Here is a 22,717-nt window from a genome sequence, read left to right on the forward strand (position 1 = left end):
AAATTCCGATTAGAAAAAGACAGAATATGCGATGAAAACTGAGAGCCACCCTCCTAGACTTCAATCTGGACATGGGGCGACGCTCTATTTGATCTGTTTTGAGAATATATCTCATTTAAATTAATTGCAACTACTTCTCAATAAATAAATTTGTTTTGAGACCAAGATAAAAAACTGTGCCTGTTATTATGAAGGAACTTCAGAGATTTTACGCGAGGTTTTGGGGCTGAAAAGCTCTAGAAACAGTATTTCCCAATTCTCTGCAGCCTATAATCTAACTGCCACTTGACAAAATGATCCTTCGCTTGGCTGAATAGTAATGGTTGTGAGTAAATACTACTATTCTCAACTAAAAGGCTTTTGAGTGCCTAGGGCTATTGAATCTATTGTGAATAAAGTGGGGATCGCGCCTGTATCAAAGTACAGAGCAAAGTGAGGAGTCATTGTGCAAAATTGGTTATTTCCTTGTGGGGCTTTAGGGGTTGCGGCTGTTCTCATCGCCCAGCCAGCTCAGGCGCAGACGGTTTCCATTAGTGCCGTTGAGCTACTGCAGACCGAAACAGGTCTCAGTATTGTGCTGACGGTGCCAGATGGAGAAAATCTTGAGGTTTCTACATCTAGTACTGAATCAACTTTCACGGCTGATATCAGCAACGCTCAGTTGAATCTTCCAGGTGGAGAAATCTTTGAGCAGGCAAACCCAGCACCCGGCATTCGCGCAGTTTCTGTGATCCCCCTAGATGTCAGTCGCGTTCGCGTCACGGTTGTCGGTGAGACCGACGGTTTGACCAGTGTGGTGCAGCAAGAGGCGCAGCAATTGGTCTTCCAGGTTGAGGCCCCCACTGTCTTAGAGACTCCTGCAACGGAAACGCCTGATGATGTCCCCGTAACTGAAGACTCCCCAGAAGAACCGGGGACCGAGGAACCCAGTGCTGACGTCCCGTTCGAAGAGGATGATGATCTCGAGATTATCGTCACAGCGACCCGCACCGAAGAAGAAACGGAAGACGTGCCTCGATCCGTCACTGTCGTCAAACGCGAAGACATTGAGCGAGAAGGTCTTGCAGGGGGCGATCTCACTAGCACACTCGGTAAGCTAGTTCCTGGCTTAGGACCGCCGACTAGCGATGGTCGGACTCGAGTCTTTGATTTGCGGGGTCGTCCCGCTCAGATTTTAATTGATGGTATTCCTCAGACGGGTAATGCCTCCTTCGGGACAGAGCTATCGGCCATCGATCCCTCATCGATTGAGCGTGTTGAGGTCGTTCGTGGACCCACCGCTATCTTCGGAGATGGCGCAACAGGGGGTGTGATCAACATCATCACCCGCACACCCACCGAAGAGGGCCAGCAAGTGCGTCTGGGTCTCACCCTTCGACCCGACTTTGATAATCTCTCAGAGGGTGGCGTGGGTTTCAAAGTCGATACTGGCATCACGGGCAAGGAAGGAAAGTTTGATTTTCTTTTAAATGCGGCCTTTGATGTCAATGACCCCTCATTCGATGCCGAGGGCGATCGAATTCCTCCCACAGATGGTTTGAATAATGACAATCGCGCCATCAACGTTTTAGCGAAGGCTGGTTTCGATATTTCTGAAAACCAGCGGGTTCAGTTTACCTATAGCTTTTTCAATAATGTCTTCGCGACTGACTTTACTGCTGATACAGCCAGCATCATCCCTCCAGGCAATCAAGAAGTAGATGCCCTAGAGGTTGGTGAGATTCGATTTGGTGATAACGAGCCTTCTCAAACGGTGCAAAATTTCAACATCACCTACCGCCACCAAGACGTTTTTGATTCCGAAGTCAATGTGCAGGCTTTCTTGAGAACGACGGACCTGACCCAGAATATAACTGATATTCGGCAGAATCCGGCTCTGGCCCCCTTGTTATTCAACCCCTTTTTGCCCCTTGTGTCTCAGACACAGCTAGACGCTTTAGAGCTTGGGGGACGTCTGCAGGTGGATACACCTATCACAGAGCGGTTGAGCCTTTTGTGGGGCGCTGATGTTTCCTATGAAGAGAATGAGCAGCTCTTTCTCGACATTGATCCAGACGCCTTTGATAATGACCAAGAAGCCAATGTCTTTCGAGAATTCAATCAGTCTCCGCTGTACAGACTGCGAAATGCGGGTACTTTTGCTCAACTCCAGTGGAACGCAACCGACAAGCTTGCATTCAGTGGTGGCGCTCGGTATGAGAATATTCGTCTTTCCGTTGATGACTATACAGTCAGTCCCTTTGCAGGGGGGTTCTTTGGCTTCTTCCCCCCGGCTCAAGTAGAAGGGGGATCGGTAACGGTAGATGATTTTGTGTTTAATGCCGGTATTGTCTACAAAGCCACCGATCAGATTAGTCTGTACGGTAATTTTGCCCAGGGTTTCTCCATACCGAGTGTCGGAATTGCTTTAGGTCTGGTTGCGGAGGGCAGCACCCTGGAGGACAACGCTCAGCTAGAACCCCAGAAAGTCAACAACTACGAATTGGGCGTACGCGGTAACTTTGACGATTTAACGCTCAGCCTTGCGGGTTTCTTAAGTACATCTTCCCTCGGCTCAACAATCCAGGTGGATCAGACCGGTATTACAAGTCAGGTAAGAGCGCCTCAGCGTAATTATGGGGTTGAGTTTACGGCTGATTGGCAGCCGGTCGATCGCTGGCGATTGGGTACCATTCTTTCCTGGAATGAAGGTGAAAACAACCCTGAAGATGATGGTGATGACAGCTTTGTTCCTCTCAGTTCCATTGATATTCAGCCCTTCAAGGCAACAGTATATGTCGAAAATGAAACACTACCGGGTTGGCGTACTCGTCTCCAGGCTGTGTTTGTTGGAGGACGAGATCGCGCCTTTGATGCGGGTGTTGATCAGTTTCAAGTGACTGGCTATACCGTCGTTGACCTCTTTAGCACGGTCAAGCTTGGCCCCGGCAAACTTCAGTTCGGAATTAAGAACCTATTAGATAACCAGTTTTTGCCGGTTAGCTCTCAAGAGCGAACCGGCATTCAAGAAATCCGTCGCTTCCCTGGCGAAGGTCGAACCTACAGTATTCGCTATAGCTTTGAGTTTTAGTCAATGAATACCTATAACGCCCTGAGTTCAAATGCCGTAAATCTTTATAGACATCTAATTTGGTTCGTTGTGGGTCTACTCTTATTTATTCTGCTTTCAAGCTGCACAAAAGATCCCCTGCCAGATCTAGCGGCTCAGCGTTCCCCACTGCCTCAAAACAGTTCTCGTACCATTGAGCATGCAATGGGAACGAGCCAAGTTCCCCAAAAGCCCCAGCGTGTCGTGGTAGTAGATACGGCTGCTCTAGATGCATCTCTAGCACTAGACGTAAAGCCTGTGGGATCAGTAATTTATGAGCAATTCCCTAATTATTTAGGGTCGCAGACCGAGGGGATTGAGTCTGTAGGAGACGGAAATCAACCTAACCTAGAAACAATCCTCCGCTTAAACCCCGACTTGATCTTAGGGAGCAAGGTTGGCTCTAAGCGACTTTACAAGAATCTGAATCGAATTGCCCCGACTGTTTTTTCTGAGGGCAGTGGTAGAGCAGGCGATTGGCAAGAGAACTTCATCCTTTTTGCCCAGGCTTTAAATAAAGAACAGCAAGGTTGGCAACTTCTACAGGACTATAAAGATAAAGCTGCAGCTCTCAATACCCAATCAAAAGATGTCAGTGAGACGGTCGTTTCTATTGTTGCAACGGCCCAAGGGAAAGTGGGCGTTTTCAGCGTCAAAAGCTTTGCCGGCTCCATCCTGCAAGATATAGGGGTTGATCGACCAAAAGCGCAGCAGAAACCCAAAAGACATGCAGCTTTTGTTTCTCGAGAGGATTTAGAGAGTCTTGATGGCGATATCATTTTTCTCGTCCGAGACCAGCGCTCTGATACCAGCTTAGATCGGCAAGCCTTTGTCAGTGATCCTATCTGGGCAAAGCTGAAGGCTGTGAAACGCGATCGCATCTATGAAGTCAGCAATCAGGTTTGGTCTGCGGGTAGAAATATCCTCGCCGCCCAAGAGATCCTAAAGGATCTTGAGACAGCTCTTTCTGCTGAGAATCAGTCCTGAAGATGTCGGCAGTTCCTGGCGTTAAAGTCTACGGTACGCTTTGGGCCGGTCAATGTGCTTCCCTGCTTGGCTCTAACATGACGAACTTTGCCGTCACGCTCTGGGCCTGGGAGCAGACAGGGCAGGCCACACCACTATCTTTACTATTTTTCTTTGCCCAAGTCGCCAAAATTGCAGCGGCCACTTTCTCTGGTGTGCTGGTAGATCGCTATAGCCGCCAGAAATTGATGATCGTGGGCAACGCAATCGCAGGACTATCCTCTATCTGCATTCTTGTGCTGCTGCAGACGCATCAACTTGCCCTTTGGCATCTCTACTTTTCCTGCGCTATCAACGGCTTGTTTAGCTATATTCAAAGCCTTGCACTCTCGACCTCGGTGTCGCTGCTATTACCTGAGCATCACTATGGACGGGCCGGTGCAATGGATTCACTCAAAGGTGCAGGTGCCTTTGTCTTTGCTCCCGCCTTCGCCGGGGCGCTCTACCCATTCATTGGCTTACTGGGCATTTTAGGGATTGATCTAGCAACCTTCGGTTTTGCGGCTGTTTCCCTATTTGTACTCCATATTCCCCAGCCTTTGCCTATCAGCGGCCCAGAAACGATTCGCCAAAAGTTAACCTTTGGCTTTCGCTATATTGTTAAGCAACCAGGTCTCAAAGCCATTCTCATATTTTTATTTAGCGCTAACTTTTTTACGAGCGCCAGTATTGCGATCTTACCCGCCGTGATTTTAGCTCGCAGCGAGAATGATATTGGTCTATTAGCAACGTTCCAGTCAGCATTGGGCTGTGGAGGTGTCTTCGGGGCATTACTACTGGCAATCTTTGGTGTTTTTACCCCACGTATTCATGGATTATTTTTAGGTGTTGCTTTACCTCAATTAGGCTGGCTCATTTTGAGCGTTACGCAAGCTAAAGGGCTGTGGATAGTTGCGGCTTTCTTAAGTGCTTGCTTCATACCGCTCGTTGGCGCATCAAACCAAGCAATCTGGTTAGCGAAGGTGAAGCCAGCCCTACAAGGTAGGGTTTTTGCAACTCGTTATCTACTAGCTCAAGCATCAACACCTTTGGGCGCAGTAATCTCAGGTCCACTTGCGGATCGTATTTTTGAGCCTGCAATGCAGAACCAAGGAATTCTAGCAAAGAGTTTTGTTGGGTCTTGGTTAGGAACGGGACAAGGCATGGGACTCACCTTAGAGCTAATGTGTTTTGCGACCTGCAACTTAGTTATTGGCCTAAGTGGCTATGGAATACGCAGACTTCGATATGCTGAGGTCGTATTGCAAGTTTCTAAGCCTTCGCTAAGAGAGTGATTAAAACTGCTTGTGTTGTCTCTATGATGAGTTGTGTCTGAAGCGCTTTTCAAAGAGGCACAGAATCAATCTAAGTAACCCATTAAGTTTCCACTTGAAAGAGAGCTATTATCTGCAATCGGACGATTTCCCGGCAAAGATGCAGAAGGAGTGAGTGACGAATTTAAACGAACAACAGGGCGATTGCCAAACATTGCAACAATGTCCAAATCACTTTGAAAAACGGGACGATGTTGAGGTAAATGATCAAAGCTTGTCACCTGCCGGGTTCCGACAAGAATAGGGCGACTACTGGGGAGTGTCTCAGACGGAACTAGAGTTGGATTGCCCCCATGAACAGGACGATGATCCGGCAGTTCGGATGGTGAGTACACAACCATCGCTTCGCCAGAATCCTCTGCAGCAGTCTTGGTCAAACGAGGTTCGCTAAATCCCCACCCTTTCTCAGGAAGCGGTGGAAATGGCTCGCCTTTCACGACAGTAACTTCGTATCCTTTGTCCCCACCTCTGGGACCGACAACTGGATATAGTCCACTATTCTCAACAATTTCCCCAGGACTAAAAAGTTTTTTACTCATCACATTTATCTCTGTAGAGGTAGTTTAACAATAGCTAAACAATTGCCGCATCTCAAACGCAGTCTTTCAGAATGCTAATTTTGAGAGCGATTGAACCTGCTAGAGCTGACAGGTCTGATCACTGCTGCGTAAATATCCACCCAGAGCCCAACGCAGAAAAGTAGCGTCTAGATTTTGAACTCTGCAGCTAAGTTGACAATCCCCTTCTGACTCCTAATCTTGGTGGTCAAAAATATCTAGCAAGAACAAGGTACCGAAAGTAGAGATCACAAGTGGCGCAAGGACAATCGATAGACGTGGATCTGAGAACAGTTTGTAAAGGATGTCCATTTCTTTCTCTTCCTGCAGGATTTTGCAACTATCGAGGCATACGGTAAAACAGACTCGTCACTTTCCCTAAAATGTTGTGAGCAGGAACGTTACCGAAAGAGCGGCTATCAGTGCTAGCGTCCAGATTATCGCCGAGGAGAACATAGGTATTAGGGGAGGCGGCGGTCGATAACCGACAGACCAATCCAGGAGTCAATAAATCCTGCGAAGAACTCAAAGGTACGCTGACGGTCATCGCAGCCACCCGCTTCACAATTTTCAACCCAGGCCGCTCCGGATGTTCCGCTACAACTAAATCTCCCACAATAGGGAGACTCGACCGATAAGCGTGGTGGTTAACCAAAACCTCATCTCCTGGATAGAGTGTCGGCATCATCGATAGCCCAACCACCCGGAAACGAAAGCGCCGCCGAAACAACCAAAGCCCAAACTCGAAGAGATTGGGCTTCAATACAGCAGCCAAAGGCCGATCTAGCTGGCCTTGACCCATTGGACATCCCGGTCCTTAGTGGCCCAGAAAATGCCGTGAATTTGCTCCACTGCCGCCATCAGTTCAGTCGCATGCTCAACACTAACTTCTACCTTGCAGGCAGAACAGAGCTTCGCAGCTTTCCAGAAAATATCATGCAGATCAGGATACTTCTCTAAATGAACAGGCTTGAAGTAGTCTGTCCAAAGAATGAGAATGTCTTCTTTGGTCTTTTGGGCCTGCTCTTCCTTAATTGCGATGTAGCGAGACAGCGTATTGTTGTAAGCCACCATCGACGCTGCATCTTGTCCAGCAGGCTGCAGGTCTACAATCTTTTTCGTCATCGAAAGTACAGCCTCAGCCGTAATGCGGGCTGCAGCCGGATCGTAGACACCACAGGGGCCATCACAGTGGGCGTGAACCTCTGGAGCCGGGAAGCAAGCTTGAATTTTGGCTGTAATTGCGTTGAGCATAGCGTATCGTTCCTCGAATGGATCAATTTGGGGTATACCCGCATGGTATCTGTCTTTAGCGATCATGGAACAAATTTGACCCGCAATCAAGAAACTTAAGAATCAGTTTGAACTCTGCTATGCCTAGCTTCTGGCACAAACACGTCGAGGGCTCTTGCATAAGTCTGCGGTCCCAGGGCGATAGATCTAGTAAATCAACGTAATCAAAAGATTTTTGGCGTATTCCTCTGAAAAATACGCCAACCTTCAGGTTGCGAAGAATCTAGTCTAATTAAAACGGGAGCAATCAACCATGTGGCCCAAGCCAAATAAAGATCAGCATCGGCACGATGACTCAAATCTACAGTTTGATCGCAGAACGGAAGCCAAGCTACGGCGCAAGAAGGCTGCAGTCTTAGCCGCCAAGCGTCCCCATGCAACGCATCAAAGTAATGGGGAAGAAATCTTGGCCGGACAGCCCGGTAATTTCCGAAAAGGACTAGAGCATAGTGAAGATGGTTTTCTGGTAGATCCCAGAGACTATCAGACCTATCGCAGCGCCATTCGCAGTGGCTTACCTGACGAGCTTGACACGGTGCCGGTCCCGCCCACAATGGGGCAAGGGCGTCGCAAATGGGAAAGTCCTGGCACAGGATTTGTCTTTGACCTCGAAGGCCCAGATGCTCAGGCGATCACAATGCCGCCAGCCCCAAAGCTTGATAGTGCAGAACTAGCAGCAGAACTGGCTGAAGTTTATGCCATGGCGAAGCTACGAGATACTCGGTTTTCTAGTTTTGGTGCAGGCGGCACCGTCTCTGAATGCATTACCGTGCTGAATAAATTCAGTTGGTTTGGCACTGGCTTTCAAAAGCGGCCAACTTGCCAGTACGACGTTGAGCAGATTTTCGGTGAACAAGCAGGGCGATTTCTCGGACGTGAGCGAGCATCAGTTACACCAGGGAATCTATTTCGAGGCGTCACAGAGGGGGACGAGAACGGTCCCTTCATTTCTCAATTTCTGTTAATTGGAAATCCCAGCCGTGGTGCTGACGCTGAGGTGGCCAACCCACTACCAGAGCCGCGGTTCGAGTGGCAAGAAAATGCAGGGAAGATTACCTATGGCGCCCATAGCATTGATCAGCGTGTCCGCATCGCCACAGAGAACATTGACTTCATGACTGACTTCTGCGATTGGAAAACAGTCCAAAATGGGGTTAACGTCAATCGCCAATACCGCTTTGACTATAATCGAACAGACTATACCCCCATCGCTAGGACGGGCGACCCAAATGAGCCCAATGGTCCCGCCTATCGCTTTATTTCAACTCCTCGGGACTTAGCCACCTACGTTCATTTCGACCAACTTTACCAGGCCTATCTCAATGCCTGTATTTTGATGCTGGAGCGGGGTGTGCCGACAGACCCAGGTTTTAATCGATTCAATAATGGATTTAATCAACAAGGCTTTGCTCAGTTTGGTGGCCCACATATTCTCTCGCTGGTCACTGAAGTCGCAACAAGAGCGCTAAAAGCCGTTCGTTTTCAGAAATTTAATATCCACAATCGCACAAGACCAGAGGCGCTGGGCGGTTTGATGGATCGATTACGAGAGAACGCTAACGATTCGAGACTAGAACCTGTGCGTCAACTCTGGACAACGCTACAAGATACTGGCGTTTTACCCATGAAAAACCATTTGTTGCCAATGGCTTTTCCTGAAGGATCCCCCATGCATCCTTCCTATGGAGCCGGTCATGCCACTGTAGCAGGGGCCTGTGTGACAATACTGAAGGCTTTCTTTAAACACGACTACAATCTTGTCGAGCCAGGTCGCAAGGATGACAATGGCAAACCCTTCCAGGATCAAGCCTATGAGGCTAACCCTAGTACGGGTGGGCGATCGCTATGCCCAGTCCATCTCAGCAAGCCTCTAACCGTAGAAGGGGAACTTAATAAACTGGCTTCAAATATCTCCATTGGTAGAAATATGGCTGGGGTTCACTATTTCTCGGACTATATTGAGTCTCTGCGCTTAGGTGAGCTGATTGCCCTTGGCATTTTGGAAGAACAGGCGCTGACGTACAACAGCCACCAGTTTCCATTTTCAATGACCGTCCCTCTTTATGATGGCGGGACCGTCGTGATTGGAACGATTGAGTAACGCCGATTTGCAGGGAACAAACAATTCACAAGGTTCCGGCTCTGGGGTCGGGACCTTTTCTCTTGAAAGACGTTTGACGGGTACATTCCCGCCCATACATCACTGATTGCGACGCTCTACCCTCAACTTATTGAGAGGCATTGTTACAAACGTTCAGAATATAGCTTGACAACTCTCCTCTACAATAAGGAATACTTCTCAACTGCGAAAAAGAAGATATTTTGTAAATCCCTTGCTACACAAGTACTTCAGGATAAAGCGACCTGTATTTTTGATCGCATATTGCTCAATCAATCTATTCCCTTTAGGAGGCTAACTGAAACGTGTTGTCAAAGAAGACGATTAATCCACAAGCTCTAGAGGTATCCGTCGTCCAGCGTCGTACACCAAAAACACTATCCCTAATGGGTGCGGTTCTCGCCGTGCTGCTTTTGGGAACCGGGTGCGAAACCACGACAACAACCTCGGAAAGTGGCGGCAGTAGCTCAAGCGCTGGCGGCAACGTACAGCTGATAAGTGATTTCCCAGAGCAAGTTGTCATTCCGACGTACAAGCTGTTAGTAGAGAAGTCAAACACTCTCAAGACTAAAGTTGATGCCTTCACAGCCGATGCCAATGTAGAGACACTCAAGGCTGCTCAAGTCGCTTGGACCGAGGCCCGTGAACCTTGGGAACAGAGCGAAGCGTTTGCCTTTGGCCCGGCTGAATCTTTGGGGTATGACGGCGATCTTGATGATTGGCCCGTCAATGAGACCGATCTTAAAGGCGTGCTAAAGGGGGCGGCCCCCATCTCGGCAGAAACGGTTGAGGGGCTACAAACGACACAAAAAGGATTTCATACTATTGAGCTACTGCTTTTTGGCTCCGACAACAATAAAACGGCAGCAGATTTTTCTGACCGTGAAAAGCAGTTGGTGCAGCAGTTAGCCACCGCTTTTGACCAAACGGCAAATGATTTGGTGACCAGTTGGTCTGAAGGTATTGACGGCAATCCAGCTTACAAGACTGTTTTAGCAACAGCGGGGAGCGAAGATAACTCAGCCTATCCCACGTCTCAATCGGCTCTAGAGGAAATCGTGGGTGGCATTATTGGCTGTCTAGATGAAGTAGGGAATGAGAAAATTGGCGAACCGCTCAAGGCTAAAACAACGGATGATCTAGAAAGTCGGTTTAGCCACACTTCTGCCACTGATTTCAAAAACAACCTCATTGGCGCCCAGAACGCTTACCTAGGCAAGTCGAAGGCGGGCACAAGTGGTGCCAGCTTAAGCGCATGGCTTGCGGAAAAAGATGCCGATCTTGATGCTCAGATTCAGAAAGAACTACAGGCCGCAATTGATGCAGTTGCCGCAATTCCGGCCCCCATTGAACCCAAGATCTCAGAAGAGGCGGCGTTGGCTCAAATGCAATCGGCCCAAGATGCTGTTTTGACTGCGTTTTCGACTTTCGAAGAGCAGGTATTGCCGCTGGTAGAGTCCAGCTAAGCCTGCAGTTCAATTCACTTTTCTCCTTGGTCAATGGCAGTTTTGGCCAGGAGTCGACTTCGTCCAAGATAATTGTTCATCGTGCCGCTTATGTTCCGTTTTAAGTCAGTGAGTAAGCTGACGAAATTTCTTGTCCTTGCCGGTGGGGTTGCGATCTCAACCTTCCTCGCCTCAACCTTTTTCGTCCCCTCCTCTGTCCCTCCGGCGATGGCCGGGGGCGACACCACCGTGATTAGCCGTAGTTCACGGGCCTACGAACATCCTGCTCCCAACCTCAGCGAGAAAAGTAATGAAGAGCATTTTGAAGGTGATCTGGCCTTTGATGCCGTCTTTGTCACGGCCCCCGCACGCGTCAATCCAGGGTTAGGACCACAGTTTAACAATGCCTCCTGTACTGGCTGTCACCTGCGAAATGGGCGTGGACTGCCTGAGAAAGGTCAGCTTTTGGTTCGGGTAAGCAATCCCGAGAATGCCTCAAACCTCCCTGACAAAGACGACTACCACGCTGAAAGGGTAGCCCCTTCAGAGAATACGCCTCCGGTTCCTGGTATTGGTACCCAGATTCAAGATCAGGCGATCTATGGACATCCACCTGAAGCTCGAGTAGAGATTAGCTGGAAAGCGGAAAAAGGACAGTATCAGGATGGGACGGGTTATGAGTTGCGATCGCCCCAGGCCACAATCACTCTTCCTAATGAGCAACCACTCCCCTCAGAAGTCTTAACCTCACTCCGCATTCCACCTCCAGTGTTTGGCTTAGGCCTCTTAGAGGCTGTCCCCGAAAAAAATATTTTGGCCCTAGCTGATCCCAAAGACAGCAACAACGACGGCATCTCTGGTCGCCCGAATCAAGTTTGGGACATGGAACAGAAGAAAATAACCCTTGGACGCTTTGGGCTAAAGGCCAATCAGCCTAATCTCCTGCAGCAGAGCGCGGCGGCCTACTTTAACGATATGGGCGTCACCAACCCCTTATTCTTAGAGGCGGACGGCTCCAGCGATATTGATGCGCAGACACTGAAGGCAGCAGCGGTTTATGCTCAGACCTTGGCCGTTCCAGCTCGAACATTGATTAAAGATCAAAAGGTCAAGCGAGGTGAACAGCTTTTTACGAAGGCCAACTGTGCAAGCTGCCACATTTCTGAATTGCGCACGGGTCAGCATGAATATGCTGAACTAGAAAATCAAACCATTCATCCCTACACAGATATGCTGCTGCACGATATGGGAGCAGGGCTAGCGGATAATCGCCCTGATTTCGAGGCGACGGGTAGTGAGTGGCGGACCTCACCTCTATGGGGCATTGGGGTTACTCAGACGGTTTTACCCTACTCTAGTTATCTCCACGACGGTCGCGCTCGCACCTTAGAGGAAGCCATTCTTTGGCACGGGGGTGAAGCCCAGTCTGCTCAGCAAACATTCATGGCAATGGCAGAAGAAGATCGAGACGCTCTGGTTCGGTTCCTGCACTCTCTATAGTGTTCGAGCCTTATCTACGCTAAACGGCGTCGCCCTAGCAGAGCAACGCCGTTATTAAACGATCAGGAACTCAATCTTAGGCTTAACCTTCGCCGCCTTCGCCGCCTTCACCGTCTTCTTCTTCAATCTCGGCTGGCGTTGTTTGTTCTGTATCTGTGGGCGCTGTCTCTGCTTCGCCACCTTCGCCACCTGCATCACCAGTGGTTCCGCAGGCCGTGACCGTTGCAGCTAGGCCCAGAGCCAAAAAGACTTCAATTGCTTTTGAGCGCATTTACTTTCTCCTGTTTGTTACCGAAACACATTTATTAAATGAGAGTGATTCTTCATAAAATAGAATCATGAAGTGGTGCATTTGTCATGCACGGTACTGAAATATAGGGTACCACTGCCCATAGCAGTGATGCGAAAACGTTGCCTCGTCTCATGCAATGCATCAAAAGCTAGACCATCAAATATTAAAACTATGATTCTCTACGGTAACCTGTTAAATCCTCATGATTGTTGAAGTTGAAAATGTGCTCGCGTCTGAGGAGCTTGAATACCTCACCTCAGCGCTCTCAAAGGCTCAGTTTGTCGACGGCAAGATCACGGCAGGCTGGCATGCCAAGCAGGTGAAGCAAAACTTGCAGATGCAACGGAATGCTCCAGAAGCAGCAGACCTGCGGCAGGTGGTTGAGTCAGCCCTCAGGCGACATCCATTGTTTAGTGCTGTGGTGCGGCCCAAGAAAATTCACTCCATCCTGTTTAGCTGCTATGAAGTAGGGATGTCCTACGGTAGCCATGTGGATAATGCGCTCATGGGGCAGTGGCGCTCGGATGTTTCGTTCACGCTATTTCTGGGGACGGCCTATCAAGGCGGAGAGCTGGTCATTGAGCATGCTGATGGTGAACGGCGGTATCGGCTGGGTGTCGGGGATGCGATCGCATATCCTTCTTCCACACTTCATCGGGTCGAACCCGTCACGGACGGCACTCGATTAGTCGCGGTGGGCTGGGCACAAAGCCTGATCCGCGATCCGCAAAAGCGAGAACTGCTCTTTGATCTAGACACCGCACGGCGATCCTTGTTTGCTAGAGAAGGTAAGACCGTCGAATTTGATCTGATCTCTAAAAGTCACGCCAACCTGCTGCGTCAGTGGGTTGACTAACGATTCGGAACATCCCTTCTTAGGCATCGGTCAATACATCATTCAAGCGTTATGCGGCAATTCTTCGTATTGCCGTTCGTTTCTAGGAAGTGAGCATGATTAACCGTGGCCTATGGCGCCCTCTTCTGATCAGCCTTCTTTGCGTGATTAGCTTTCTGGGGCCGTTAGCAGTCCCCGTGCAGGCCGTCACTGACTCCCGAGCCATCTACGTTCTCAACCGTCTTAGCTTTGGTCCTCGCCCAGGCGATCTGGAACACATTCAGGCCGTCGGCGTTGAAGGGTACATCAAAGAACAGCTCTCCCCTAAATCTTTACAGCCGCCGTCAAACCTCAAACGAAAGCTACAGCAGCTCAAGATATTGAAGCTTACCCCCATTCAGGTTATTCAGCGCTTCGAGCCTCAGCGTCAACAACAACAGAGGCCAGCAGCTCAGAAAGCCGCACGCCAAAAAGCCCGTCGGCCTTTGAAGCAAGCAGAGCAAGCCCGGATAATACAGGCGATCGCTAGCCCTCGGCAGCTAGAAGAAGTGATGGTCAACTTCTGGTTTAATCACTTCAACGTTTCGGCAGAAAAAGGCAGAGTCAAATTCTGGATCGGAGACTACGAGCGGAATGCCATTCGTCCCTATGCTCTGGGTTCTTTTCGGGATCTGTTGGGGGCCACGGCTAAACACCCTGCAATGTTGTTTTATCTTGATAACTGGCGCAACACTGCCCCCAACAGTCCAGGCGCTCGGGGGCGATTCCAGGGGCTTAACGAAAACTATGCCCGTGAACTGCTAGAACTGCATACTCTGGGCGTGAATGGAGGCTACACTCAGGCAGATATCATTGCCACCGCCGAACTATTGACCGGCTGGAGCATCCCAGCCCCCCGACAGATGGCTCAGCATCCTACGGGGTTTTACTTTAATGCAAAACGACATGACCCTCGTCCTAAGACCGTTCTGGGCACAAAAATTACGGGCCAGGGGATCGTGGCTGGCGAACAACTCTTAGATCTTTTAGCAAGTCACCCCGCTACCGCTCGGCAGATTAGCTATGAACTGGCTCAATATTTTGTTGCTGATCAGCCGCCAGAGGCACTGGTCAAGCGCCTCACGCAACGCTACCTCAAGACAGATGGTGATATTCGGGCTGTTCTGGACACTTTGTTCCACAGCCCTGAGTTTTGGGACGATAAGTATAAAGGCCGTAAATATAAAACGCCCTATGAATATGTTCTCTCAGCAACACGCGCCCAAGGGCGCGATCTAGATTTCAACACTCAGCAGATGCTAGGAATGTTCGCCCAGCTTGGTATGCCGCTCTATCGCTGTCGGACACCCGATGGCTATCCGAATACCCAGACTGAATGGTTAAATCCAGAGGCCGTGACTCGCCGCGTTAGTCTCGCAATGACGCTCACGAGAAATCGAGGATCTCAGAACCGACCGACCGATCTGCCCCAGTTAGTCAACACGCTGGGAGATCAAATTTCGTCCCCAACCCAAACCGTGGTTGATGCCAGCCCCGAGCGCCTGCGTGCAGCTTTGCTGCTGGGTAGCCCTGACTTCATGTACCGCTAGCAATTTGTATGCCTGTTTTTAACCCTATGAACCGTCGTCACTTTCTCCGATACGGAACCCTAGCGGGAGCCTCTAGTCTTTTGGCCGTCGGCACCCGCGATCTCTGGTTCCCGCACCATGCGTGGGGCCAGTCTAGACGCTCACCGCGTCTAATCGTCATTTTGCTGCGCGGGGCCGTTGATGGCCTTAACGTGGTGGTTCCTTATCGAGAGTCGGCCTACTATGAAGCCCGTCCTTCCGTAGCCATTCCTCAACCTGGGCAGCCTCAGGGGGCTTTACCCTTAAACAACCAGTTTGGACTGCACCCAGCTCTTGAGGCACTGATGCCGCTTTGGAAAGCCGGTCAGTTGGCCTTTGTCCATGCCTGTGGGTCTCCCGATGCCACGCGTTCTCATTTTGATGCTCAAGACTACATGGAGACGGGTATACCTGGAAACAAACGCATTAAGGACGGATGGCTGAATCGATTGTTGGCAAATCTACCTGCAGGTCCGATCACACAGGCAGTCAATATAGGGGCACAAACGCCGCTGATTTTGTCAGGTAGCCAACAGGTGACAACGCTTCCCCTGGGCAAAAAGGCGGTTCGTCGTCAGTCCATCGATAATATTCCAGTTCAAGAAGCGTTTGACCGCCTATATCAAGGTGATAACGCTCTGGCAAAGGCCTATCAGCGGGGCCGTCAGGCCCGCACAGCCCTCTTGGCGGAGTTTAATACTGAGATGATGCAGGCCTCAAAAGGAGCGCCCTCTCCTGTGAACGCCGCCAGTGATTTAAACCGGCTTGCAAAGCTCATGACGGGCAAGACTCAGACCCAAGTGGCCTCGATTTCTTTTGGGAACTGGGACACCCACGTTAATCAGGGGAGCAGTCAGGGACCGTTAGCAAATCGGCTGCGTAGCCTGGGCGAGGGAATTCAACAGCTAACCCAGGCGCTGGGTTCAACGTTTAACGACACCACTATCGTGGTGATGTCAGAGTTTGGTCGCACCGTGGGTGAAAACGGGAATCAAGGCACCGATCATGGTCACGGCAATGTGATGTGGATTTTGGGAGGCCAGGTGAACGGTCAGCAAGTCTACGGGAACTGGCCAGGATTGGCTGAGACGCAGCTCTATCAAGGACGAGATTTAGCCGTGACGACGGATTTTCGGGATGCGATCGCATCCATTCTCACCCAGCATATGGGCCTCAACAGTACCCAGCTTGCTCAGGTTTTTCCAGGGCATTCCGTACAGCAGACACTGCCGATCTTCTAGCCATCGGCGTATAAACAAGCTAGCGCCGATAGAGTCGGCAAACAGAGTCACCGAGACCGTCTGGCCGAAACGGGACCGTCGTCCCATCGGCTTGAATCTGGATGCGATCTCGACAGTTAAACACCACCTTCGCAGGTCGAAGACCATCCACGCTGACAACAGCCCAATACTCCCAGTAATGCTTTGCACTACGCTGCAGACGCACGATACAGAGATGATGGCCGTCCACAGACCGACAGCTTTCTGCCTGGGCAGGCAGAGCCACCACCAACATTAAAGCCAAGAAAATAGCGAAAAGCTGCGTCATAGTAGGCAATTGCGGGGATAAGCTCCATAATAATGAAGAACCTGTGTAACTGATTACAACAAAGGTTCCCTCAGCTTTGCGCGATGAGGTTAGATCTGCAAAACAGCCACACATGATAGGGGGGAGATCATGGGATCTAGCAGTGTTCTCGGCTGAAATTAGAATCATTCTTGCCTCTCTTCTATGCTGCGTCAGCTTACCTGCTCCAAGACTTTGCTACTTCTCAGAGAAGCATTTACGTCTCTTTTACCCATTGTCTTAATCATGAATATTGTGGTCTTGCTTTCGGGCTTGACCGGCATCTTAGAATCTTGGGGAATAATTAGGGCCTCCGCACTCAACGGCGCAGAAGTGAGTCGGCTTTATTACTTCCTTATTCCTTTATTTCTAAACTTAGCCCTCAGCATGCTGTTGGCAAAGACAAAAAGCCTTGATCCAATCGGCACAATGCTGATTGCCATGGTCTGCTTCTTTCGGCTATCTGGCTTTCTATCTATCAATTCATCGGCTCAAATCACTTCCTACAACAGCTCAATTTTGACCAGTATTCCAGCCACCTTTTTGGCCGCAGGAATTCTCGCCTTCTTTACCCGCCTGCCTTACCTCAAGCTCGTCAAGCAGCAAACTGACCTTAATCCTCAACTCAAAAAAACGCTCAACCTCCTCATTCCTGGCTTGCTGACGGTCCTTTGTTTTGAGCTATTGGGGCAATGCCTGCAGCTGATAGCAGAGACTGGATTGATCACACTCATCGCTCAATCTCTACCAAAATTTCAGCAAATCAGCCAAGTTCAGGAACTCGTCCTGTACAAAACAGTTTCATTGCTGACGTGGTTCATTGGCCTCCACGGTGAGCACAGTGCTGATGGACTCTTTCGTCTCTTAAAAAATACGCCAGCCGGTGATGCCAGCGGTCTGGGCCTGAAAACCTTCCATGATGTGTTTATGAACATTGGTGGGTCGGGATGCACCTTCGTGGTTCCTTTTTTAATTTTGCTCACTCAGAAGCCCACCCAGTTCAAATCCATTGCCCAGCTTAGTTTGCCGTTCTCGCTGTTCAACGTTAATGAAATTTTGCTGTTTGGACTGCCGATTATTCTGAATCCATTTTTTCTCATTCCATTTTTCTTAGCCCCATTTGTGAACATGGTGGTGGCCTTAGTCGCTATGACCAGTGGAGCCTTCACCATTGACCCTATCGAAATTTCTTGGATGTCTCCTCCCCTTTACAGCGCTTACATCGCCACTAATGGGTCAAAATGGGCCGTCTTCACAAATTTTGTCTGCTTGCTCTTAGATGGCTGTATTTACTACCCTTTTCTTGTACTGGCAGAACATCAATTTAAAACCCCCCTATATCTCTCTAACCTCTTTGAAGATGATGCCTATGGGTTTATCAATGAAGAGATCGATCTGCGCGAGGAGCGCCTATTCGTCAGCAAACAGATGGGTAAGCTCAAGAGCATGACATCAGCGCGCCGGGTTCTAAAGCAGTTGAAAGGTCGTCAATTGCTGCTCTATTTTCAACCCAAGGTCGAAGCCCGATCGGGGCAACTCATGGGCATAGAAGCATTAATCCGCTCTCGGGATGCGATGGGAAGAACGCTGCCGCCAAATTTTTTGCCTGTGCTCTATCAGCAAGGGATCTCTAAAGTTATTGACCAAAAGGTGGTCGATCTCATCTTTGAGCAGGTCCAGCAATGGCGAGCCGAGGGCTTATCCATTCCTCCGATTAGCATTAATTTCGATAAGGACTTTTTATTGGATCAGCTAGCGGTCCGTACATTTATTGCCCTGGCGAAAGAATATGATATTTATTTTTATCTTGAAATCACAGAACATACTTACACGGTAGAGGTCGCAGCTTTAGCTTCTGTTGTGCGCCAATTGAGGGCTGCAGGACACCGGATTTCTATTGATGATTTTGGCGCAGGCTACTCTTCATTAACGAATCTAGTGTCCTTAGAGGCAGACGAAATCAAGCTAGATCGCAAGCTGGTGGTCCCCCCTAAAAAGGAAAGTGTGCGAGGGCAGGTTTTACTAGAATCCAGCGTGCGACTCTGCCATGACCTCGGGTTTTCGGTGGTAGCTGAGGGCGTCGAGAATCTATCTCAGCTTCAGCTTGTCAGAGATTGTGGTGTCGATGTAGTGCAGGGGAATTACACCGGTAGGCCAATGCCTGCTGATCAGATCAGTCTCTTGTTTACCCATATTGATCATTGCCAAGAAGAATCCTCTTTTCTTTAACGCTTGCGGGTGAGACTCTCTTGTACTGATGGCTTATCCCCGACGACCGCTGACATAGGCCTTCGTTAGAGAATGCTGGGGTTCAGAAAAAACCTGTTGGGTGGGGCCAGATTCAATCACCTGTCCGACGCCTTCATTCACCCAAAAAAGCGCAACCTGATCGGCGACGCGCCGGGCCTGAGCTAGGTTATGGGTCACGACAACCACCGTATAGTCACCTTTAAGCTGACAGATGAGGTCTTCAACAATTTCGCTGGAGATCGGGTCCAGGGCACTACAGGGTTCATCCATTAGAATTACGCAGGGCTTCAGCGCTAAGGCTCTTGCTAAACAAAGCCGCTGCTGCTGCCCCCCGGAGAGGGCGAGTGCAGGTGACTTAAGGCGATCTTTAACTTCGTGCCATAGCCCCACATCTTTCAAGGCCGTTTCAATGATGGTGTCGATCTCGTTGCGATCGCAAACCCCATGTTCCCGCAGCGGAAACTCAATATTGCGATAAATCGAGAGCGGAAAGGGATTGGGCTTTTGAAACAGCATCCCCACCTGACGCCGCAGCTCAATCACCGGGAACTGCTGAATATCACGTCCCTCTAACTGAATCTGCCCTGACATTCGAGTCTGGGGTGTCAAATCAATCAGTCGATTTAAGCAGTTTAAAAAGCTCGTCTTTCCGCAGCCAGAGGGACCGATCAGAGCCGTAATTTTTCCCGCTGGTATTGAGAGATTGACATCTTCGAGCACGCGCGTTTCCCTGTAGCGCAGGGCTAACTGCTTCACGTCCAGGCTCGGCGGTGAGTCACAATCAGACGTCAACTGAAATTGACGAGATTTTACCTGAGGTTTGTGGGGCCGAGATTGGCGAGACTGGAGCAGCATTAAGTCACCTGAAGTCTAGACTGACGAAAACGATAGGCAAGCCACGAGACCCCGGCGTTGATCAAAATCAGAGTCCCCATCAAGACAAGGGCGGTGGCATAGGCGTGGGGTTCGCCCCCGGCAATATTGGTGGCAAGGTCGTATATATGTATAGAAAGCGAACGACCTGAGTCTAAAAGAGAGCTGGGCATTCGGTCCACGTAGCCGCTGGTGAAAATGAGAGCCGCTGTTTCTGCGATCGCACGTCCAGTCCCCAACAGCAGGCCGACCACGATTCCCGGCATCGCGGCAGGCACAATCAATGTTCCCAGTGTCGCCGTCCGCGATAGACCTAAGGCCGCAGCCGAGCGTCGATAGTCCTGCGGAACGGCCTGCAGCCCTTCTTGAACCGAGCGAATCAAAATCGGCAGAACCATGCAGGCGAGGGTGAGTCCCCCTGACAGGATGGAAAAACCTAGCCCCAGCCGCTTGGAAAAGAGGGCATTACCGAAGAGACCAAACACAATGGAGGGCACACCCGCAAGAATATCAAGGCTGAGGCGGACGGCTCGACCCAGCGGCCCTGCTTGCCCACTAAACTCAGTCAGCAGAATTGCGGTTCCTAACCCCAAAGGCGTCGCAACAGCCATACAGACCATCAGGATCAACCCTGTAGAAACCAGAATGGGAAAAATGCCTCCCTCAACGCCAGCTTTCTCTGGCGTCGTCGTCAAAAAGGCCCAGTTGACCTGCCCACCCCCCTGCCATACCAAATCACCGATCAACCACAGCAAAATCAGCGTGACAAAGACGGCCGTACTCCAAACGACAGCGGCCATCAGTGACTCTGAGGCATGACGGCGGCGGATCGTCATGACTGCGGCTGCAGGAGTTCACTGACCAGCACCAAAACTGTGACGCCGATCATCAGCACTAAGCCGCTCACAAAGAGAGCTGCTCGATGCTGTTCCAGAGCATAGGCCATCTCTAAAGCAATATTGGCGGTCAAGGTCCGCACCGGATCAAAGACCTGCTGGGGCACCTGCACAATGTTGCCGCACACCATCAAAACCGCCAGGGTTTCGCCCAGAGCGCGGGCTGTCGCCAGCATCACACCGGTAATCAGTCCCGAGCGAGCCGCAGGTAAACAGACGCCCTGCACCGTCGCCCAGGTTCCTAAGCCTAGAGCCTGTGATCCTTTCCAATAGTGGGGTGGAATTGCGGCCAGACTAGAATCGGTCACCAACATCACCGTCGGCAAAATCATGACGGCGAGAATCAACATGCCAGCCAGTAGGCTCGGCCCCGGAGGATGCAGCCGCCCAATCATAGGCACCAGAACAACTAGCCCCCAAAATCCATAGACCACAGAGGGAATACCAGCCAGCAGCTCAATCAAGCGACGGTAGACCGTTGCGACAGCTTTAGGCGCGTAGTACTGACAAAAAATAGCGGACAGAACACCCAGGGGCGTCGCTAAAACCACGGCCCCCAAGGTCACTAGCAAGGTTCCAACCACCATTGGCGTCAAGTTGAACTGCTGCGAGGTCGGATACCAGCCAGGATCGCTAAAAAACCGCCACCAACCAATCTGATTAAGAATAGGGAGCGCTTCCAATAGCAGAAAGCCCACAATTAGAATCAAAACCGCACCAGAGAGCGCTGACAAAATCCGGAGGATGACAAGGAGGTTGCGATCGCTACGATAAAGGGACAAAATATTGCTCCTGGACAATATCGTGAACCTGTTGAGATTGAGCAAAGTCTAGAAACTTCTGCTGAGCTGGGGTTGGGGATCCGCTCGTGATCAGAGTCAGCGATCTCGACAACGGGAACGTTCCGTCTTCCACCGTTTCCAATGAAGCAACAACGCCATTTAGAGGCAGCAGCTTAATTGTTCCGCCGGTTTGCACTTGAGAAGCAGCCGTCCCCACAGAGACGTAACCCACAGAATTGGGGTTTCCCGCCACCGTTTTGATCCCCTGCTCGTTGTCGCCAATCACGACATCAGCCTTGATGTTCGGCGATTCCAGCTTAAAGTGCTTGAGGAACAACTCTAGAGTAGAACGTCCTTCTGCTTTGTTGACCACCGTAATCGGAGCGTCTTGGCCGCCAATCTGACTCCAGTTATTGATCTTGTCGGTGTAGATACCGATGACCTGCTCTTCAGTCAGCTGACCGATAGGATTATCCTTATGCACAATTATGGCAATCCCGTCTTTAGCAATGGGGAAGGCCTTCAGGTCGGTCTCTTGATCATTGAGTGAGCGCGACACCATGCCAATATCAGCCACCTTTTGCCGGACATCCGCAATTCCCCGCGAAGAACCGCCCGACTGCACGTCGACTCGGGCACTCGGATTTTCTTGTTCGTAGCGCTTGGCGATTTCTGCCGTCAGTGGTGCCACCGTACTCGATCCCGTCAGCACGAGCTTGCTGGAAGCATTGGACGCACTTGTTGAGTTACAAGCTTGAAGACCCAATGCCAGAGCAAATCCCAGCGGCATTAGCCGTAGAAAGGTTCCTCTGTTCATAGCGTTAAGTCGAAGATGTAGTAAAGGACAATTCACAGCAGCCCAGATCTAGCCCTTGCTGCCTAGTGCTGAGGATTTCAGGCACCAGCGAGTACAACATTGCTTTGCCGTCTCGCACCGACTGCACAAACCCAGCCTCTCTCAACACTTTGAGATGATGAGAAAGCAGGCTCTGCTCTAGACCTAAGACCCGATTGATCTCATAAACATGCTGAGGACCATCCATCAGGAGCCTGATAATCGATAATCGGCTGGAGTCAGCTAAGATTTTTAACTTAATCACACAGCTCTGCGAGTTGTCGGCCACGGTACAGCTCAAGTTCCTAAAGAGAAAGCGAAGGTAGAGACTAGATCAAGATTGAATATACATTGATATCAATCTCTATTCATGAGTCGAATCTGAGTGTTCTTTAAACCCTTGCTGAGCGTATCAGCCGTCACCGCTCATCAATATCGAT

Annotated in this window: 20 protein-coding genes; 10 read left to right on the top strand and 10 right to left on the bottom strand. The window is 50.2% G+C overall.

Going from position 1 to position 22,717, the window contains the following annotated elements:
* The first annotated feature begins 445 nt into the window (after nucleotides 1-445).
* From C1752_RS15190 to C1752_RS15200, 3 genes are read left to right on the top strand one after another with little or no spacing between them, the layout of a single operon-like run.
* Entirely contained in the window at nucleotides 446-3,070 is a 2,625-nt protein-coding gene (locus tag C1752_RS15190) for a TonB-dependent receptor domain-containing protein (RefSeq protein WP_233501618.1), read from the top strand.
* 3 nt (nucleotides 3,071-3,073) lie between these two features.
* Entirely contained in the window at nucleotides 3,074-4,075 is a 1,002-nt protein-coding gene (locus tag C1752_RS15195; RefSeq protein WP_110986925.1) for an ABC transporter substrate-binding protein, read from the top strand.
* Between the two features lie 2 nt (nucleotides 4,076-4,077).
* Nucleotides 4,078-5,388, top strand: coding sequence for an MFS transporter (locus tag C1752_RS15200; protein WP_110986926.1), 1,311 nt, complete (start codon nucleotides 4,078-4,080; stop codon nucleotides 5,386-5,388).
* Nucleotides 5,389-5,453: 65 nt separating this feature from the next.
* On the opposite strand, the gene C1752_RS15205 is transcribed toward C1752_RS15200, so the two are convergent.
* The 3 genes from C1752_RS15205 to sodN form a co-directional block, all read right to left on the bottom strand.
* Nucleotides 5,454-5,966 (bottom strand): hypothetical protein, encoded by a 513-nt coding sequence (locus C1752_RS15205; RefSeq protein ID WP_110986927.1) that lies wholly within the window; start codon nucleotides 5,964-5,966, stop codon nucleotides 5,454-5,456.
* A 358-nt stretch (nucleotides 5,967-6,324) separates the two neighbouring features.
* On the bottom strand, nucleotides 6,325-6,786 hold the full coding sequence (locus C1752_RS15210; protein ID WP_110986928.1) for a S26 family signal peptidase: 462 nt from the start codon (nucleotides 6,784-6,786) through the stop codon (nucleotides 6,325-6,327).
* Nucleotides 6,768-7,238, bottom strand: coding sequence for a superoxide dismutase, Ni (gene sodN / locus C1752_RS15215; RefSeq protein ID WP_110986929.1), 471 nt, complete (start codon nucleotides 7,236-7,238; stop codon nucleotides 6,768-6,770). The genes C1752_RS15210 and sodN overlap by 19 nt, the downstream gene beginning before the upstream one ends.
* 292 nt (nucleotides 7,239-7,530) lie before the next feature.
* On the opposite strand from sodN, the gene C1752_RS15220 reads away from it, so the two are divergent.
* The 3 genes from C1752_RS15220 to C1752_RS15230 all read left to right on the top strand — a co-directional run bounded on the left by C1752_RS15220 (nucleotide 7,531) and on the right by C1752_RS15230 (nucleotide 12,341).
* Nucleotides 7,531-9,378 carry a vanadium-dependent haloperoxidase gene (locus C1752_RS15220; protein ID WP_110986930.1) on the top strand — a complete coding sequence of 616 codons (1,848 nt, stop codon included), beginning with the start codon at nucleotides 7,531-7,533 and terminating at the stop codon, nucleotides 9,376-9,378.
* 323 nt (nucleotides 9,379-9,701) lie between these two features.
* Complete coding sequence (locus C1752_RS15225) at nucleotides 9,702-10,862, top strand: imelysin family protein (RefSeq protein ID WP_233501619.1); 1,161 nt, start codon at nucleotides 9,702-9,704, stop codon at nucleotides 10,860-10,862.
* A gap of 108 nt (nucleotides 10,863-10,970) precedes the next feature.
* On the top strand, nucleotides 10,971-12,341 hold the full coding sequence (locus C1752_RS15230) for a di-heme oxidoreductase family protein (protein WP_233501620.1): 1,371 nt from the start codon (nucleotides 10,971-10,973) through the stop codon (nucleotides 12,339-12,341).
* 82 nt (nucleotides 12,342-12,423) lie between these two features.
* Here C1752_RS15230 and C1752_RS15235 read toward each other — a convergent pair whose 3' ends face one another.
* Nucleotides 12,424-12,612 carry a hypothetical protein gene (locus C1752_RS15235; RefSeq protein WP_110986932.1) on the bottom strand — a complete coding sequence of 63 codons (189 nt, stop codon included), beginning with the start codon at nucleotides 12,610-12,612 and terminating at the stop codon, nucleotides 12,424-12,426.
* A 223-nt stretch (nucleotides 12,613-12,835) separates the two neighbouring features.
* Here C1752_RS15235 and C1752_RS15240 point away from each other — a divergent pair, with 223 nt between their 5' ends.
* From C1752_RS15240 to C1752_RS15250, 3 genes are all read left to right on the top strand, one after another.
* Entirely contained in the window at nucleotides 12,836-13,489 is a 654-nt protein-coding gene (locus tag C1752_RS15240) for a Fe2+-dependent dioxygenase (protein ID WP_110986933.1), read from the top strand.
* 95 nt (nucleotides 13,490-13,584) lie between these two features.
* Nucleotides 13,585-15,057, top strand: a complete 1,473-nt coding sequence (locus C1752_RS15245; protein ID WP_110986934.1) for a DUF1800 domain-containing protein — start codon at nucleotides 13,585-13,587, stop codon at nucleotides 15,055-15,057.
* Between the two features lie 26 nt (nucleotides 15,058-15,083).
* The gene (locus C1752_RS15250) at nucleotides 15,084-16,316 is read left to right on the top strand and encodes a DUF1501 domain-containing protein (protein ID WP_110986979.1); all 1,233 of its coding nucleotides are present in this window, start codon (nucleotides 15,084-15,086) and stop codon (nucleotides 16,314-16,316) included.
* A 19-nt stretch (nucleotides 16,317-16,335) separates the two neighbouring features.
* On the opposite strand, the gene C1752_RS15255 is transcribed toward C1752_RS15250, so the two are convergent.
* A complete protein-coding gene (locus C1752_RS15255; RefSeq protein ID WP_110986935.1) occupies nucleotides 16,336-16,623 on the bottom strand; it encodes a hypothetical protein in 288 nt (95 codons plus the stop codon).
* 183 nt (nucleotides 16,624-16,806) lie between these two features.
* On the opposite strand from C1752_RS15255, the gene C1752_RS15260 reads away from it, so the two are divergent.
* The gene (locus C1752_RS15260) at nucleotides 16,807-18,870 is read left to right on the top strand and encodes an EAL domain-containing protein (RefSeq protein ID WP_110986936.1); all 2,064 of its coding nucleotides are present in this window, start codon (nucleotides 16,807-16,809) and stop codon (nucleotides 18,868-18,870) included.
* A gap of 33 nt (nucleotides 18,871-18,903) precedes the next feature.
* On the opposite strand, the gene C1752_RS15265 is transcribed toward C1752_RS15260, so the two are convergent.
* The 5 genes from C1752_RS15265 to C1752_RS15285 are packed head-to-tail and all read right to left on the bottom strand — an operon-like array spanning nucleotide 18,904 to nucleotide 22,566.
* Nucleotides 18,904-19,746 (bottom strand): phosphate ABC transporter ATP-binding protein, encoded by an 843-nt coding sequence (locus C1752_RS15265; protein WP_110986937.1) that lies wholly within the window; start codon nucleotides 19,744-19,746, stop codon nucleotides 18,904-18,906.
* Complete coding sequence (gene pstA / locus C1752_RS15270) at nucleotides 19,746-20,600, bottom strand: phosphate ABC transporter permease PstA (RefSeq protein ID WP_110986938.1); 855 nt, start codon at nucleotides 20,598-20,600, stop codon at nucleotides 19,746-19,748. The genes C1752_RS15265 and pstA overlap by 1 nt, the downstream gene beginning before the upstream one ends.
* Nucleotides 20,597-21,442, bottom strand: a complete 846-nt coding sequence (pstC, locus tag C1752_RS15275; RefSeq protein WP_110986939.1) for a phosphate ABC transporter permease subunit PstC — start codon at nucleotides 21,440-21,442, stop codon at nucleotides 20,597-20,599. Before pstC ends, pstA begins: the two co-directional genes overlap by 4 nt.
* The gene (locus C1752_RS15280; protein ID WP_233501621.1) at nucleotides 21,426-22,259 is read right to left on the bottom strand and encodes a phosphate ABC transporter substrate-binding protein; all 834 of its coding nucleotides are present in this window, start codon (nucleotides 22,257-22,259) and stop codon (nucleotides 21,426-21,428) included. The genes pstC and C1752_RS15280 overlap by 17 nt, the downstream gene beginning before the upstream one ends.
* Before the next feature lie 4 nt (nucleotides 22,260-22,263).
* Entirely contained in the window at nucleotides 22,264-22,566 is a 303-nt protein-coding gene (locus tag C1752_RS15285; RefSeq protein WP_110986941.1) for an ArsR/SmtB family transcription factor, read from the bottom strand.
* Between the last annotated feature and the right edge of the window lie 151 nt (nucleotides 22,567-22,717).

This window comes from Acaryochloris thomasi RCC1774 (genome assembly GCF_003231495.1).
Taxonomy (GTDB): domain Bacteria; phylum Cyanobacteriota; class Cyanobacteriia; order Thermosynechococcales; family Thermosynechococcaceae; genus RCC1774.

Coding starts and splice junctions, on each gene's coding strand:
- C1752_RS15235 (WP_110986932.1), bottom strand. CDS start 12,612: ATGCGCTCAAAAGCAATTGAAGTCTTTTTGGCTCTGGGCCTAGCTGCA.
- C1752_RS15280 (WP_233501621.1), bottom strand. CDS start 22,259: ATGAACAGAGGAACCTTTCTACGGCTAATGCCGCTGGGATTTGCTCTG.
- C1752_RS15205 (WP_110986927.1), bottom strand. CDS start 5,966: ATGAGTAAAAAACTTTTTAGTCCTGGGGAAATTGTTGAGAATAGTGGA.
- pstA (WP_110986938.1), bottom strand. CDS start 20,600: ATGACGATCCGCCGCCGTCATGCCTCAGAGTCACTGATGGCCGCTGTC.
- C1752_RS15240 (WP_110986933.1), top strand. CDS start 12,836: ATGATTGTTGAAGTTGAAAATGTGCTCGCGTCTGAGGAGCTTGAATAC.
- C1752_RS15245 (WP_110986934.1), top strand. CDS start 13,585: ATGATTAACCGTGGCCTATGGCGCCCTCTTCTGATCAGCCTTCTTTGC.
- C1752_RS15255 (WP_110986935.1), bottom strand. CDS start 16,623: ATGACGCAGCTTTTCGCTATTTTCTTGGCTTTAATGTTGGTGGTGGCT.
- C1752_RS15265 (WP_110986937.1), bottom strand. CDS start 19,746: ATGCTGCTCCAGTCTCGCCAATCTCGGCCCCACAAACCTCAGGTAAAA.
- C1752_RS15200 (WP_110986926.1), top strand. CDS start 4,078: ATGTCGGCAGTTCCTGGCGTTAAAGTCTACGGTACGCTTTGGGCCGGT.
- C1752_RS15260 (WP_110986936.1), top strand. CDS start 16,807: ATGCTGCGTCAGCTTACCTGCTCCAAGACTTTGCTACTTCTCAGAGAA.
- sodN (WP_110986929.1), bottom strand. CDS start 7,238: ATGCTCAACGCAATTACAGCCAAAATTCAAGCTTGCTTCCCGGCTCCA.
- C1752_RS15195 (WP_110986925.1), top strand. CDS start 3,074: ATGAATACCTATAACGCCCTGAGTTCAAATGCCGTAAATCTTTATAGA.
- C1752_RS15220 (WP_110986930.1), top strand. CDS start 7,531: ATGTGGCCCAAGCCAAATAAAGATCAGCATCGGCACGATGACTCAAAT.
- C1752_RS15210 (WP_110986928.1), bottom strand. CDS start 6,786: ATGGGTCAAGGCCAGCTAGATCGGCCTTTGGCTGCTGTATTGAAGCCC.
- C1752_RS15250 (WP_110986979.1), top strand. CDS start 15,084: ATGAACCGTCGTCACTTTCTCCGATACGGAACCCTAGCGGGAGCCTCT.